Annotated in this window: 16 protein-coding genes; 1 reads left to right on the plus strand and 15 read right to left on the minus strand. The window is 65.5% G+C overall.

Annotation, left to right across the window (positions count from 1 at the left end; genetic code table 11):
- Positions 1-69 precede the first annotated feature (69 nt).
- The 13 genes from AC1GI4_RS04405 to rpsB all read right to left on the minus strand — a co-directional run bounded on the left by AC1GI4_RS04405 (position 70) and on the right by rpsB (position 12,350).
- Complete coding sequence (locus AC1GI4_RS04405; RefSeq protein ID WP_294274991.1) at positions 70-384, minus strand: PilZ domain-containing protein; 315 nt, start codon at positions 382-384, stop codon at positions 70-72.
- Positions 385-521: 137 nt separating this feature from the next.
- Positions 522-752, minus strand: a complete 231-nt coding sequence (rpmE, locus tag AC1GI4_RS04410; protein ID WP_042487709.1) for a 50S ribosomal protein L31 — start codon at positions 750-752, stop codon at positions 522-524.
- Between the two features lie 100 nt (positions 753-852).
- Positions 853-1,296: a 3-hydroxyacyl-ACP dehydratase FabZ gene (fabZ, locus tag AC1GI4_RS04415; protein WP_294275020.1), complete on the minus strand. Its 444-nt coding sequence runs from the start codon at positions 1,294-1,296 to the stop codon at positions 853-855.
- A 52-nt stretch (positions 1,297-1,348) separates the two neighbouring features.
- Entirely contained in the window at positions 1,349-2,017 is a 669-nt protein-coding gene (locus AC1GI4_RS04420) for an OmpH family outer membrane protein (RefSeq protein ID WP_433910992.1), read from the minus strand.
- Complete coding sequence (bamA, locus tag AC1GI4_RS04425; RefSeq protein ID WP_479628706.1) at positions 2,017-4,752, minus strand: outer membrane protein assembly factor BamA; 2,736 nt, start codon at positions 4,750-4,752, stop codon at positions 2,017-2,019. The genes AC1GI4_RS04420 and bamA overlap by 1 nt, the downstream gene beginning before the upstream one ends.
- Before the next feature lie 79 nt (positions 4,753-4,831).
- A complete protein-coding gene (gene rseP / locus AC1GI4_RS04430) occupies positions 4,832-5,968 on the minus strand; it encodes an RIP metalloprotease RseP (protein WP_479628707.1) in 1,137 nt (378 codons plus the stop codon).
- A complete protein-coding gene (dxr, locus tag AC1GI4_RS04435) occupies positions 5,965-7,122 on the minus strand; it encodes a 1-deoxy-D-xylulose-5-phosphate reductoisomerase (RefSeq protein ID WP_294274987.1) in 1,158 nt (385 codons plus the stop codon). The genes rseP and dxr overlap by 4 nt, the downstream gene beginning before the upstream one ends.
- A complete protein-coding gene (locus AC1GI4_RS04440; protein ID WP_479630349.1) occupies positions 7,122-7,889 on the minus strand; it encodes a phosphatidate cytidylyltransferase in 768 nt (255 codons plus the stop codon). Before AC1GI4_RS04440 ends, dxr begins: the two co-directional genes overlap by 1 nt.
- Before the next feature lie 65 nt (positions 7,890-7,954).
- Positions 7,955-8,623, minus strand: coding sequence for a polyprenyl diphosphate synthase (gene uppS, locus AC1GI4_RS04445; RefSeq protein ID WP_479630350.1), 669 nt, complete (start codon positions 8,621-8,623; stop codon positions 7,955-7,957).
- An 89-nt stretch (positions 8,624-8,712) separates the two neighbouring features.
- Positions 8,713-9,270, minus strand: coding sequence for a ribosome recycling factor (frr, locus tag AC1GI4_RS04450; RefSeq protein WP_042487694.1), 558 nt, complete (start codon positions 9,268-9,270; stop codon positions 8,713-8,715).
- A gap of 3 nt (positions 9,271-9,273) precedes the next feature.
- Positions 9,274-9,999: a UMP kinase gene (gene pyrH, locus AC1GI4_RS04455; RefSeq protein WP_294273174.1), complete on the minus strand. Its 726-nt coding sequence runs from the start codon at positions 9,997-9,999 to the stop codon at positions 9,274-9,276.
- 445 nt (positions 10,000-10,444) lie between these two features.
- Positions 10,445-11,380 carry a translation elongation factor Ts gene (gene tsf, locus AC1GI4_RS04460; RefSeq protein WP_294273177.1) on the minus strand — a complete coding sequence of 312 codons (936 nt, stop codon included), beginning with the start codon at positions 11,378-11,380 and terminating at the stop codon, positions 10,445-10,447.
- 160 nt (positions 11,381-11,540) lie between these two features.
- On the minus strand, positions 11,541-12,350 hold the full coding sequence (gene rpsB / locus AC1GI4_RS04465) for a 30S ribosomal protein S2 (RefSeq protein WP_294273180.1): 810 nt from the start codon (positions 12,348-12,350) through the stop codon (positions 11,541-11,543).
- Positions 12,351-12,634: 284 nt separating this feature from the next.
- On the opposite strand from rpsB, the gene AC1GI4_RS04470 reads away from it, so the two are divergent.
- The gene (locus AC1GI4_RS04470) at positions 12,635-12,958 is read left to right on the plus strand and encodes a hypothetical protein (protein ID WP_479628708.1); all 324 of its coding nucleotides are present in this window, start codon (positions 12,635-12,637) and stop codon (positions 12,956-12,958) included.
- Here the strand turns inward: AC1GI4_RS04470 and pssA are convergent.
- Together pssA and AC1GI4_RS04480 are read right to left on the minus strand one after the other, a co-directional pair.
- On the minus strand, positions 12,894-13,718 hold the full coding sequence (pssA, locus tag AC1GI4_RS04475) for a CDP-diacylglycerol--serine O-phosphatidyltransferase (protein WP_433910996.1): 825 nt from the start codon (positions 13,716-13,718) through the stop codon (positions 12,894-12,896). The two genes, AC1GI4_RS04470 and pssA, sit on opposite strands and share 65 nt — an antisense overlap.
- 11 nt (positions 13,719-13,729) lie before the next feature.
- Positions 13,730-14,452, minus strand: a complete 723-nt coding sequence (locus AC1GI4_RS04480; protein ID WP_294273194.1) for a phosphatidylserine decarboxylase — start codon at positions 14,450-14,452, stop codon at positions 13,730-13,732.
- Positions 14,453-14,480: the final 28 nt, after the last annotated feature.

The following is a 14,480-nucleotide window of genomic DNA, read 5'->3' on the forward strand; positions in this document are numbered from 1 at the left end:
GTTCCATTTGTTACGGCTTTGCCCTTGCCTAGCCGAACCGCTGGCCAGTGACCAGCCTGATGGACGCGATCAGGTCAGCGGCGCGAGATACTCGAAATCCTCGCGGGCGAGCGGCGTGTCGAAATGGCATCCGGCGGCAAAGTCCTTCGCCCACACGATACGTGCCGCCACTTCCCCCACTTTGGGCAGGCGCAGCCAGATCTTCAGGCCGCGCTTCAACTCGGTATAGGTTTGCAGTCGCGCGCCCTGGACCGAGATGTCCGTTACCCGGCACAGCGCCCGGTCCAATCCGCCGCGCGCCATGTCGGTGTCCAGCGCCACCGACGCGCGGGGTGCCCGGCGGCGATTGGCCAATTCGGCAGGTTCGAATTCAGCGGCGAACATGGAGCCACCCTAAACACCGCTGGTTAACAGACTGCAAACCCATTCGCGCAGCATCGCCTTTGGCCGATACAAAAAACCCGGCGCTTCGTGGGGAAGCGCCGGGTCCTTCGATCTTGCGGCACGGATGCCGAAAGCGATTACTTGCGGAGCGTGAGACCGCCACCGAAACGCTTGTTGAAGCGTGCGACCTGACCGCCGGTGTCCAGCATGGTGCCACGGCCGCCGGTCCAGGCCGGGTGCGCCAGCGGATCGATGTCCAGCTGCATCGTGTCGCCTTCCTTGCCCCAGGTGGAGCGGGTTTCGAACACGGTGCCGTCGGTCATCTGCACCTTGATCATGTGATAGTCGGGATGCGTGTCGGTCTTCATGATATTGCTCCGGAAAATGGCTGGTTCCGACCAGCCTTAAAGCTCAAGGCGCGGCCCATAGCGGACCAAGCCCCGTTAGTCAAAAGCCCGTGACGATCGCTTACGCGTCCGCTGGCGGATCGGCGATCATCGCGGTGAAATTGGCCTCAGCCACGGCAACGCCGTCGATCTTGGCGACGCCTGCGAACTTGCAGACGCGGGTCCGCTTCGACACGAACTCGACCTCCAGATGGAGGAGGACGCCGGGCTCCACGGGCTTGCGGAACTTCACGCCGTCGATCGACATGAAATAGACCAGTTTGCCCGAATTGGCGAGGCCCAGGCTTTCCACGCCCAGAACGCCGGCGGCCTGCGCCAGCGCCTCGACGATCAGCACGCCCGGCATGATCGGACGGCCGGGATAATGGCCCTGGAAAAAGGCCTCGTTCATCGTCACTGCCTTCACTGCGCGGATCGACGTGTCGAGGACCAGTTCCTCGACACGATCGACCAGCAGCATCGGATAACGGTGCGGGATCGCCGCCATGACCCGGGTAACGTCCATCGGGCCGATGACGGTCTTCGCCTCTTCGTTCGCGACGTCGCTCACCGGGATATTACCGGCCGCTGTTCTGGCGACGGGCAGGCGCCGGGGCGGCGGCGGCCGGAGCAGTGGCGGCGGGAGCCGCACCCTGCTGACCCTGCTGGCCGGGCTGCCAGTTGGCGGGCGGCGTGATGCTGACGGTCGGGACCAGCTTGTCCAGCTCGGCAGTCACCGCCGAGGTAATATCGGCGGTCGGCTGCATGAACAGCACGGCCTGCGGGCTGACCAGCAGGCTGACATTCTTGGCGCGCACGGCGTTCTGCACCGCCTCGCCCAGACGGGCCTGGATCTGCTCGACCGCATAGGTCTGCGCGCGGACGGCGGGCTGGGTCAGGCGAGCCAGCTCCTGCTCGGCGGCCTGCTGCTTGGCCTGGATCGACTGGGCCTGGGTGCGCAGCGCGGCCTCGTTGGCGTTCGGCGCGGCGCGGGCGGTCTGGAACGCCTGGACCAGCGGCTCCAGCTCACGGCCGAGCGCGGTGCGGCGGGCTTCGGCCTGGTCGAGCTGCGCCTTGTAGGTCGTCTCGATCTGCTGGCGGGCGGCGGTCCAGGCACGCGAACCGGCGATCGCACCCTGCGGGTCGGCGACGGCGACGCCGTTCACCTGCGCACTGGCGGTGGTGGCGACGGTCGCGGCCGGAGCGACAAGGGCCGCCGCGAGGAGGAGCTTGGAAATCGTCTTCATCAGAACTGCGTCCCTACGTTGAAAGTAATGAGCTTGGGGTCGTCGCCCGGCTGCGTGACCAATGCCTTGGCCAAGTCGATGCGCAGCGGTCCAAATGGTGAATTCCAGTTCACGCCGATGCCCACCGACACGCGCGGCTTCCAAGTGCCGCCGTAGAATTCCTCGACGGCGTAGCTGGTGTTCTGAAGCGCGGTGTTGACCGAGGTGCCCGAGCAGGCGACCGTGCTGCCCAGCGGCGCATAGCCGGTCGGGCAGATCGTGCTGAGCCCGGCCGTGCTGTTGGCTGTCGTGGTGGCGTCAGTCGGCACGGCGTACAGCGGACGCCCCTGCCCGTCGGTTGCCGCTACCGGGGCCAGCGTGGGCGAGCCATCCTTGTTGAACAGCAGCTTGCCGCTGGCGTCTTTCGCCTGCGGGAAGTTGAGCGACGGCAGCGGACGCGTGACGCCCCACAGGCTGCCCGCCTGGACATAGATGCTGGGCCGCAGACCCATTTCCCGCGCACCCGAGCCCAACGGGATCTCGAGTTCCGCGCGCGCCAGATAATAGGCGCGACCGCCCAGCGAGTCGTCGACGATCTGGTCGCGATCGGTCTGCTTCGACTGGCTGCCGTCATTGCCGATGACATAGGGCACGCGCAGCACGCGCGGGCCGACGCCGCGAATGTCGAAGCCACGGAATTGCGGCTCGCCCAGATAGAAGCGGTCGACGATGCGAACCGGATCGATACCCGGACCACGGCTCTTCTCCAGCGAGTGGATATAACCGCCCTCGCCCAGGATCGAGAAGACGAAGCCCTTGCCCAGCCCCTTGAACTTGGCACCTTCCGCACGGGTGCGGATGTACTTCACGTCGCCGCCCAGACCCGCAAAGTCCTGGCTGAACGAGAAGCGATGACCGGCGGTCGGGCGCAGACGGCTGTTCAGGCTGTCGTAGATCAGCGAATAGCCGACCGATGATGTCCAGCGATTACCGATCGAGTCGCAGAGATAGCGCCCCGCCTGCTGGAAGTTACAGGTGCCGTCCGAGTTGAAGAACGAAGACGCCAAACCAACCTGGTCATAGGTCAGGCCATAACGGCCCGACAGCGACCAATATTCGGTCAGCGGAACGCCCGCGCGGACCTGGAAGCCGGTCGACACCTGGCTATAGGTCGTCTGACGCGTGGTGCCCAGATAGTTGAACGAGTTGAAGTCGCGGCGAAACACGTCAACGCCCAGCGCGATATTCTTGTCGAACACATAGGGCTCGGTGAAGCCCAGCTCGATCGACTTGGAATAGGCGGAGTAGTTCACGCCCGCGCGCAGTTCCTGGCCCTTGCCGCGGAAGTTGCGCTGGGTGATGTTCGCCTGGATGATGAAGCGTTCCAGCGACGAATAACCGGCCGACAGCTGCAGCGAGCCGGTCGACTGTTCCTCGACATTGGTTTCCAGGACGATACGATCCGGCGCCGAACCCGGGTTCTGCTTGATCTCCAGCTTTTCCTGGAAATAGCCGAGCGAGTTGATGCGGTCCTGGCTGCGGCGGACCTGGAAGCTGTTGAAGGCATCGCCCTCCGCCACGCGGATTTCACGGCGGACGACCTTGTCCTGCGTCTGCGTGTTGCCGTTGATGTCGATCCGCTCGACATAGGTGCGCTTGGCTTCGGCGATGTTGAACGTCACCGACATGGTCAGCGTGTCCTTGTCACGCTGAATGTCCGGGTTCACGTCGGCAAAGGCATAGCCGAACAGACCGGCGGTCTGGCTGAGGCTGTCGATCGAATCCTCGATCAGCTTGGCGTTATACCACTCGCCCTTCTTCATGGGCAGCGACTGAGCCAGCTTGGCATTGTCGAAGTCGCGGATCTGGCTGTCGACCTTGACGTCGCCGAACTTGTAGCGCGGACCTTCCTCCACCACGTAAGTGATGATGAAGTCCTTCTTGTCCGGCGTCAGCTCGGCCACCGCGCTGGTCACGCGGAAATCGGCATAGCCGTTGGTCAGGTAGAACAGGCGCAGCTTCTGCTGGTCGGCGGCCAGGCGATCCTGGTCATAGCTGGTGGCCGAGGACAGGAAACGGAACCAGCGCGACTGCTTGGTGTACATCGCACCGCGCAGTTCATCGTCCGAGAATTTCTCGTTGCCGATGATGTTGATCTGGCGGACCTTGGACTTCGGCCCCTCGTTGATCTCGAACACCACGTCGACGCGGTTCTGGTCGAGATTGACCATCTTTGGCTCGACCACCGCGCCGAACCGGCCCTGGCGGCGATACAGCTCGACGATGCGCGCCACGTCCTGGCGAACGGCGGTACGGGTGAAGATCTGGCGAGGAGACAGCTTGATCTCCTTCTTGATCTTGTCTTCCTTCAGGCGCTTGTTGCCCTCCAGGATCACCCGGTTGATGATCGGGTTCTCCCGCACGCGCAGCACGATATCGCCCGTTTCCACGCCGGAGATCGAGAAGTCGGCGAACAGCTCCGACGCCTGAAGGTCCTTCAGTGCCTGGTCGAGCGTTTCCGGGGTGTACGGAATGCCGACCCGCAGCTTGGTGTAGGACAACACCGTCTCGGGCTCGATACGCTGAGCGCCCTCGACGCGCAGCGTCTTGATCGTGCGCACCGGCGCCGGTGCGACCAGCGGTGTCGGCGTGGCGGCCGGAGCCGCTCCGGCACCCGGAGCGGTCTGTGCCATGACCGGCACACCCGACAGCATCGTGCCCGCCAGCAATATGGCGCCCGCGCGCACAGTCTTCATACCCGTCATTGCTGTCACCAAACCCACCCCAGAAAAGTCGAACCGACCCCTGTCGTCGTCGCGCCCTGCCCCATCGGCGTCAGCCGATCAAGCTGCGGATATTTTTCCATAGCCCCAAATTGCCCAGATCGTTGAAGGTCACGAAGAGCATCAGGGCCAGGATCGCGATCAAACCGCCGCGAAATGCCCATTCCTGCGCCAAAGGCTCCAGGGGGCGTCGCCGCACTGCTTCGATCGCATAGAAGAGGAGATGACCGCCATCCAGCATCGGCACTGGCAAGAGGTTGATGAACCCCAGATTGATGGACACCAGCGCTACGAAGAAAACAAAGGCATCCAGGCCCAGCGACATCTGCTCGCCCGACACCTTGGCGATCGACACCGGCCCGCCCAGTTCCTTGACCGAGCGGCGGCCCGAAATCACCTGGCCCAGCGTCTCGACCATCATGCGAACGATCTCGCCCGTCCGCTGTACCGCGACGACCGGCGCGCGCAACAGGCTGACCGGACGAATGTCGACCGTGCCGGCCCCGCGCAGGCCCAGGCGGCCGATGCGATAGATATTGCCGAAACGGTCGCGCTGCTCCTCGGTGCCGATGGTCGCGCTGGTGGTGAAGGGCCTGCCGCCCCGCGTCGCCGCGATCGTCACCCGGTCACCCGCACGAATCTGAACATAGCGGGCGATATCGGCAAAGTCGGTCACGGTGCGGTCGTCGATCGCCGTCACCCGGTCACCGGGACGAAGGCCGGTCGCCGCCGCCGCGCTGCCCGGCATGATCTGCCCGACGAGCGGCGGCACCACCGCTTCGCCATAGGCATAAGCGAAGCCCGCCAGGATCAGGATCGCCGCGACGAAGTTGATCGCCGGTCCCGCGACCACGATGACCGCGCGCTGCCATAGAGGCTTGGCCTGAAAGGTCCGTGCGCGCTCCTCGGGCGGCAGCGAAAGCCATGCGGCATCAGGCTGGCTCGCCGGGTTCATATCGCCCGCGAATTTGACGTAGCCGCCCAGCGGTAGCCAGCCGATCTTCCACCGCGTATCGCGCTTGTCGGTGAATCCGGCGATCTCGCGCCCGAAGCCGATCGAGAAGGTCTCGGCCTTCACGCCGAACAGTCGTCCGGCGAGATAATGCCCCATTTCGTGCACGAACACGAGCGGGCCGAGGGCAAGGACAAAGGCCAGAATCGTCAACAACAGGCCGGGGGTTTCGATCAAACGACGCAATCCTCAACGCGCTCGGCCGTTATCGCCCTGGTTTCCGCATCGATCGCGATCACCGCGTCGAGCGACTCCGGGGGCGCGGGGTCGTAGCGATGAAGAACATCCTCGACGATTGCGGCAATTTCGAGGAAGCCGATGCGACGGGCCAGAAAAGCCGCGACCGCGATCTCGTTGGCGGCGTTCAGAATGGCCGGAGCCGCCCCGCCCGCCTCCAGCGCCGCGCGCGCCAGACGCAGCGCGGGGAAGCGCACCGGGTCGGGTGCGGCAAAGTCCATGCGGCCCAGCGCCACCAGGTCCAGCGGCGCCATCGGCGTCGGCATCCGGTCGGGCCAGGCCAGGCAATGCGCAATCGGAACACGCATATCCGACGGCCCCAGCTGCGCCAGCATCGAGCCGTCGACATAATCGACCGCCGAGTGGATCACCGATTGCGGATGCAGCACGATCTCGATCCGGTCGGAGGGGACCGGGAACAGGCGGGCAGCCTCAATCAGCTCCAGCCCCTTGTTCATCATCGTCGCCGAATCAACCGAGATCTTGGCGCCCATCGACCAGTTGGGATGCGCCACCGCCTGTTCGGGAGTGACGCGGCGCATGTCCTCGGTCGTCCATGTCCGGAACGGCCCACCGCTGGCGGTCAGGACGATCCGGCGTACCCGCTCGGGCCGCGCGAAGTCGAAACACTGATAGATGGCGTTGTGTTCGCTGTCGGCCGGGAGCAACGTCGCACCCGCCTTCGCCGCCGCCGCCAGCACCACCTCACCCGCCGACACCAGCGGCTCCTTGTTGGCGAGGACCACCGTGCCGCCATTGGCGATGGCGGCCATGGCGGGCTCCAGCCCGGCGCAACCCACGATCGCACCCATGGTCCAGTCGGCGTGCATCGCCGCCGCCTCGATCACCGCCGCGCGACCGCCTGCGGCACGAGTTTCCGTGCCCGCCAGCGCCGCCCGCAGATCGGGCAGGCAGCGTTCGTCCGCCACCACCGCCAGCTCGGCATGGGTCCGCTTCGCCGCCGCCGCCAGCTTGGCCACGTCGCAATTGGCGGTCAGCGCACGCACGCGGTAGCGATCGGGCTCGCGCTCGATCAGGTCCAGGGTCGAGGTGCCGACCGATCCGGTCGCGCCCAAAATAGTAACGCTACGCATCAGAACAGGTCCGGCAGGAAGATCAGGAGAGCGGCGATCGGCGCGACCGGCACGATACCGTCCAGCCGGTCCATGACGCCGCCATGACCAGGCAGCACGTTCCCGCTGTCCTTGACGCCCGCACGCCGCTTGAGCGCGCTCTCGAACAGGTCGCCCATCTGCGCCAGCACCGCCAGAAACGGCGTGGCGATGACAAGGATCAGCGGCAGACCATGTGCCCAGCGCATCAGCACCGCCAGCAACGTCGCCGCCGCCACACCGCCGATCAGACCCGACCAGGTCTTGGCCGGGCTGATACTGGGCGCCAGCTTCGGGCCGCCGAACTGCCGCCCGACGAAGAACGCCCCGCTGTCGCAGGCCCAGACGATCGCCATCGACCAGAGCGACAGCACCAGCCCGTCGTCATGCAACCGGATCGCCAGCAGCGAAAAGACGGGAAGCCCGACATAGAAAGCCCCCGCCCCATATTCCGGGCGGCGCGATACGATGGTCAGGAAGAAGAAGGTCGCCGCGATCAGGCCCAGCGCGAAAAAGCCCGGCCCGGCCGCCAGACCCGGCGCCATGATCGCCAGCGGCACCGACAACGCGAACTGCGCCAGTCGCTTCTGCTTGGCGTCGACCTTCAGCAGGTCCGACCATTCGGCCATCATGAACAGCCCAACCACGACCGCGAGCAACCAGAAGGCCAGGCCTCCCAGCACGAGCGAAACACTGGCCACGGCGATCATCACGATGCTGGCCAGCACCCGCTTGGTCAGGTTCGACATGCCGGATGCGGGAGGATTGGCCGGGGCCGCCTCGGGCGCTCCGACCTTGGGGGATTCGGGGTCGGTCACAGGCCGCCGAAACGCCGGTGTCGTCGCCCGAACTCGGCCACCGCATCGGCCAACGCCGTCTCGTCGAAATCGGGCCAGAGCGTGTCGACGAACAACAGCTCGGCATAGGCTGCCTGCCACAGCAGGAAATTGGACAGGCGCTGCTCGCCCGAGGTGCGGATCACCAGGTCGAGCGGCGGCAGGCCGTTGGTCTGCAGCTCGCCCTCGATCGCCTCCGGCGTGATAGCATCGGCCGCCATCTCGCCCGCCGCGACCTTGCACGCCAGCCGCTTCGTCGCTTCGACCAACTCGGCCTGCGCCCCGTAATTCAGCGCAATGGCGAGGACCGGGCCGCTATTGCCCGCCGTCCGTGCCATCGCATCGTCAATCATCGCGACGAGATCGGCGGGGAAGCGGCGATGGTCGCCGATCACCCGCAACCGGACATTGTCCGACACCAGCTCGGCCAGGTCCTTGCGCAGGAAGATGCGCAACAGGCCCATCAGGTCGCTGATCTCGGTCTCGGGCCGCCGCCAATTCTCCGAGGAAAAGGCATAGAGCGTCAGCGCCTCGATCCCCATGCTCCGCGCCGCGCGCGCGATCCGGCGCACGGCATCGACCCCGGCCTTGTGACCGGCGAAGCGGGGCAGCAGACGGCGTTTGGCCCAGCGGCCATTGCCGTCCATGATGATCGCGACGTGACGCGGGACCGCACCCGTATCGGGCACGGCCACCAGCGACCCCAGAGCCGTCTGGGCCGAGGCGGCCGGAGGACTCACTTGCCCAGGATTTCCTTTTCCTTGGCCGCCGCGGCCGCATCCAGCTCGGCGATGGTGGCGTCGGTCAGCTTCTGAACCTCGGTCTCGTGGCGCTTGCGCTCGTCCTCGCCGAAGACGCCCTTCTTCTCGTCGACCTTCAGGCTGTCCATACCGTCGCGGCGAACGTTGCGCACCGCGATGCGCGCGCCCTCGGCATATTTGCCCGCCAGCTTGGCGAGTTCCTTGCGGCGCTCCTCGGTCAGGTCGGGGATCGGCAGGCGCAGCGTCTGGCCGTCATTGATCGGGTTCAGGCCCAGACCCGCCGAGCGGATCGCCTTTTCGACCGACGACACGTTCGACTTGTCCCACACCTGCACCGACAGCATGCGCGGCTCGGGCGCGGAGACGGTCGCGACCTGGTTCAGCGGCATGTGGCTGCCATAGACCTCGACCGTCACCGGATCGAGCAGCGCCGTCGAGGCGCGGCCGGTGCGCAGGCCGTTCAGGTCGTGCTTCAGCGATTCGACCGCGCCCTGCATACGGCGCTCGAGGTCGGACTTGTCATAGGCTGCCATGATTTAAGCTCCTGCGTTCTGGACGATCGTCGACACGCCTTCGCCAGCGAGCACGGCACCGAAATTGCCATGTTCGCGGATGTTGAAGACGACGATCGGGATATTGTTGTCGCGGCACAGCGCGATGGCCGAGGCGTCCATGACCTTCAGGTCGTCGGACAGAACCTTCGAGAAAGTGACGGTTTCGTAGCGGGTCGCGGTCGGCACCTTCTTCGGATCGGCATCATAGACGCCGTCGACGCTCGTCCCCTTGAACAGCGCGTCGCACTTCATCTCGGCGGCGCGCAATGCAGCGCCGCTGTCGGTGGTGAAGAACGGCGAGCCGACACCGGCGGCGAAGATCACCACGCGGCCCTTTTCCAGATGCCGCTCGGCACGACGACGGATGAAAGGCTCGCACACGCTCGACATCGGGATGGCCGACTGGACGCGGGTGTCGACGCCGATCTGCTCCAATGCATTCTGCACCGCCAGCGCGTTCATCACGGTCGCCAGCATGCCCATATAATCGGCGGTCGCCCGCTCGATCCCCTTGGCCGCCGCCGACAGGCCGCGGAAGATGTTGCCGCCACCGACGACGATGCACAGCTCATAGCCCTTGGCACGGACATCGGCGATCTCCTGGGCGACGCGCGCGGTGATCTCCGGCGAGATGGCCAGGCCACCCTCGCCCATCAGGACCTCACCCGACAATTTCAGAAGGATACGTTTGAAGCGCGGGGTGGTCATCGTTTCTCGGATCTTGGTGATGAAAGTGGCGCGGACCTTAGGCGGCGTCAGGGCGGCGGGCAACCATGGAGCGGCAGGTTGCGGGGATTTTCGTGGGACAGCGGGCGAGCGCCCCCGGCCCGTTACCCCACCGCCGTTCGGGCTGAACGAAGTCGAAGCCTACGGGACTCCGGTCGGCCCATGCCCTTCGACTTCGCTCAGGGCGAACGGAGGGTGCAATTGCATTCCCCCCCAAGCTCGCTTGGGGAAGGGGACCGCGCCCGCAGGGCGTGGTGGAGGGGCATGGCCGGTTCGTCGCAGCCCCTCCACCATCGCTGGCGCGATGGTCCGCCTCCCCGAGCATAGCTCAGGGAGGACTTGAATGCCCCACACACAAAGAGAGCGGCCACCTTGCGGCGACCGCTCCCCTTCACCCTCACCGTCCCATCAAGGGACGGCGCAGGAATTAGGCCTTCTGCGGAACGCCCGACGCGGCGGCCACTTCGGCCGCGAAGTCCGACGCTTCCTTCTCGATGCCTTCACCCAACTGGAAGCGGACATAGTCCACCAGCTTGATTTCGGCACCGGCGTCCTTGCCGGCCTTCGCCACGACGTCGCTGATCTTGGTCTTGCCGTCGATCACGAACAGCTGGCTGACCAGCGCGTGCTCCTTGCGATACTTGGCGATGCCGCCCTCGACCATCTTGGCGATGATGTCGGCCGGCTTGCCCGACTCGGCGGCCTTTTCGGTCGCGATCGCGCGCTCACGCTCGATCTCGGCTTCGTCCAGGTCTTCCTCGTTCAGCGCCTTGGGGAAGGCAGCGGCGATGTGCATCGCCAGCTGGCGACCCAGCGACTGCAGCACGTCGTCGGCGGCCTCCGACTCCAGCGCGACCAGCACGCCGATCTTGCCCAGGCCCGGTGCCTGCTGGTTGTGGACGTAGGACACGACCGCGCCCTTCGACACTTCGAGGCGCTTGGCGCGACGCAGCGACTGGTTCTCGCCGATGGTGGCGATGTTGTTGGTCAGCACTTCGGCCACGGTGCCGCCCTGCGGCATCGCTTCGTTCTTCAGCGCTTCGATATCGTCGCCGGTCTTCAGCGCGATTTCGGTCACGTCCTTCACGAACGCCTGGAACTGGTCGTTCTTGGCGACGAAGTCGGTTTCCGAGTTCACTTCGACGGCAGCGCCGACGGTGCCGTTGGTGGCGACGCCGACCAGACCTTCAGCCGCGGTACGGCTCGACTTCTTCTGCGCGGCCGCAAGGCCCTTCGTGCGCAGCCAATCCAGCGCGGCGTCCATGTCGCCAGCGGCTTCGTTGAGCGCCTTCTTGCAGTCCATCATGCCCGCGCCGCTCTTTTCGCGCAGGTCCTTGACCATCGCTGCGGTGATATCGGCCATTGTCTCAATCCTCTGTCTGAAAAGGGGGATGCGGGTAGGGCCGCCCCATCGGAGGCGGCCCTTAGCACGGCTTGCATGTCAAGCCGATGTCACCGACCCGCGAGTTGCCCCGTCCGGTCGCTGATCGCCCCGCCCGCACCGCGGGGCTCGGTCCACGCGATTACGCGTCGATCTGGCGCTCGGCCTCGACCGCCTGCTCGGCGGTTTCGGTCGGGGCGACGGTCAGCGCCTCCTCGACGGGCGGCTCGGCCATCGCGCCGAAGTCGGCGCCGCTGCGACGCTGCTGCTCATTGTTGCCACGGGTCGCGGCGATGGCCACGGCCTCGCAGTACAGACGGATCGCGCGGCTGGCGTCGTCGTTCGCCGGAACCGGGAACGCGATGCCGTCGGGCGAGACGTTCGAGTCGAGGATCGCCACGACGGGAATGCCCAGCGTGTTGGCTTCCTTGATCGCCAGCTCTTCCTTGTTGGCGTCGATCACGAACATCACGTCCGGAATGCCGCCCATGTCGCGGATGCCGCCCAACGACAGCTCGAGCTTGTCGCGCTCGCGGGTCAGGTTCAGCACTTCCTTCTTGGTCAGGCCGTGCGTGTCGCCCGACAGCTGCTCCTCAAGGGTCTTGAGGCGCTTGATCGAGTTCGAGATCGTCTTCCAGTTGGTGAGCATGCCGCCCAGCCAGCGGTGGTTGACGAAGTGCTGGCCAGCGCGGCGAGCGGCCTCGGCGACCGGCTCCTGCGCCTGGCGCTTGGTACCGACGAACAGGACCTTGCCGCCGCCAGCGACGGTCGAGCTGATGAACTCGAGAGCGCGCGCGAAGAGCGGCACGGTCTGCGACAGGTCGAGGATGTGGACGCCGTTGCGGTCGCCGAAGATGTAGGGCTTCATCTTCGGGTTCCAGCGGTGGGTCTGGTGGCCGAAGTGCGCGCCGGTTTCGACCAGCTGCTGCATGGTGACGACGGGTGCCGCCATAATCTAATTCCTTCCGGTTATGCCTCTGGGAAGCGGATGACGCGGCGGGCAAAGCCCATGCGCACCGAAATATGATGCTTCCCATGCGGTGTTGAGGAGCGCGCCCTTAGCGGACGAAGAGCTCCATGGCAAGCGGCCAGCCTCGTTCACTTTTGTTCCAAGGCCGATTGACATGAGAACATCGGCGGAACATAAGGCGATCACAACAGGGAACGCAGGTTGATCGTCGCATAACGCTTTCGCAACATCGCGAAATTGGCACGGTTCAACCTGATGTAGCCATTTTGGCGACGGAACTGGACGAAAAAATCAATGGTTACGACCAGGTTAATATGCCGGTTCGTAACGTACGGCAGGAGGCTGACATCATGATGATCGTGGTGAGTGTTCTGGTTTTCACGGGCGCCCTGGCAGCGGCCCTGACCACCATTGCGATGATGATCGCACCACAGTGGCGCCGCATCCTGCATCTCGCCACCGGCCATGTCGAACCTGCTTTCACGCCGCTGGCTACCCTGGTGGTGGCCGAGCGTCGGATCGCCGTCAGGCGTTGGGCGGCGGGCTCGCCTGCCCCTTCGTCGCTGGTGCGCCGCCGCGTTGCCGCTTGAGTCGGGCATAGGCGATCATGGTGACGGGAATGCTCAACAAGTAGGCAAGGCATAGCGCGGTCAGCGCATGCCAGGGGGCCGAGATCAGCGCGACTCCGACCAGCACGATGATCGCCAGCGCCTCGAACCGAACATGGCGGCGCAGGCGGAACGAGGTCCAGGACAAGGTCGGCAGGCTAGACACCATCAGCAGGGCGACCAAAGCGACCCAGGGTGCGACCAGATAGGGCGAGGAAAAGATCGGCTCGCCCGTCCAGAACCAGAGATAGAGCGGCAGCATGGCGAGACCCGCCCCGGCAGGGGCCGGAACGCCGGTGAAGAAACCCGCCGTCTTGCGAGGCTGGTCGGTCACGTCGAGTTGCGAATTGAATCGCGCCAGACGCAGCGCGCAGAAAACGGCCTGGAGCACGGCGCAAATCCAGCCGATGCGCGGCAGGTTCTCGAGCGACCAAAGATACAGGATCAGCGCGGGCGCGACACCAAAGGAAATGGCGTCGGACAGCGAATCGAGTTCCGCCCCGAACCGGCTTTCCCCGCGCAACAGGCGGGCAATCCGGCCATCAAGTCCGTCGAGCACCGCCGCGACCATAATCATGGTGACGGCCGCTTCCCAAGACCCGGCGATCGCGAACTTCACCCCCGTCAGTCCGGACACCAACGCCAGCGCGGTCACGGCATTGGGGATGATCGCCCGAAGGGGAAGGCCGCGCGGCGGAGCGCCATCGGCACGGCGCCGCGCGAAACGGGGGGAAATGGCCATCGCTTTTCGGCTTACTGCGCGATGCCGGTCATCGGCTTGCCGCCGACGCGGCCGATCACGGTCTCACCCGCAACCGAACGCTGGCCCAGGCAAACCTGCGGCGTGACGTCATCGGGCAGGTAGACGTCGACGCGGCTGCCGAAGCGGATCAGGCCGACGCGTTGGCCAGCCGCGACCATGTCCCCGGGCTTCACGAAGCCGACGATGCGGCGCGCGACCAGACCCGCAATCTGGGTGAAGCCATATTTGCGACCGTCGCGCCCTTCGACCACGAAATGCTGGCGCTCATTCTCATCCGACGCCTTGTCGAGATCGGCGTTCAGGAACTTGCCCGAGATATAGACGACCTGGCGGATAACGCCCGCGACCGGCGTGCGATTGATGTGCACGTCGAACACCGACATGAAGATCGACACGCGGACCAGCGGCGCCTCGCCCAGTTCGCCGACCAACTCGCGCGGGATGGGCACGCGCTGGATCATGGTGACCAGCCCGTCGGCGGGCGCGACGATCAGGTCGTCGCCCTGCGGCGTGGTGCGCACGGGATCGCGAAAGAACGCCGCGATCCAGATGCACAGGCCGACGAACGGCCAGAACAGCACCTTGGTAATCAGCGTGGCGACGATGGTCAGGCCCACCCCGATCAGCACATATTTGCGCCCTTCGGGATGGACGGCGGGGAAGCGCCACTTGACGGTGGTCGTGGCGATGGGAGGCTTTTCAAGCGAAGGCATCGGACCTGTCTACCTGTCCACCGGCCAT

This window comes from Sphingomonas sp. 77B (assembly GCF_056497825.1).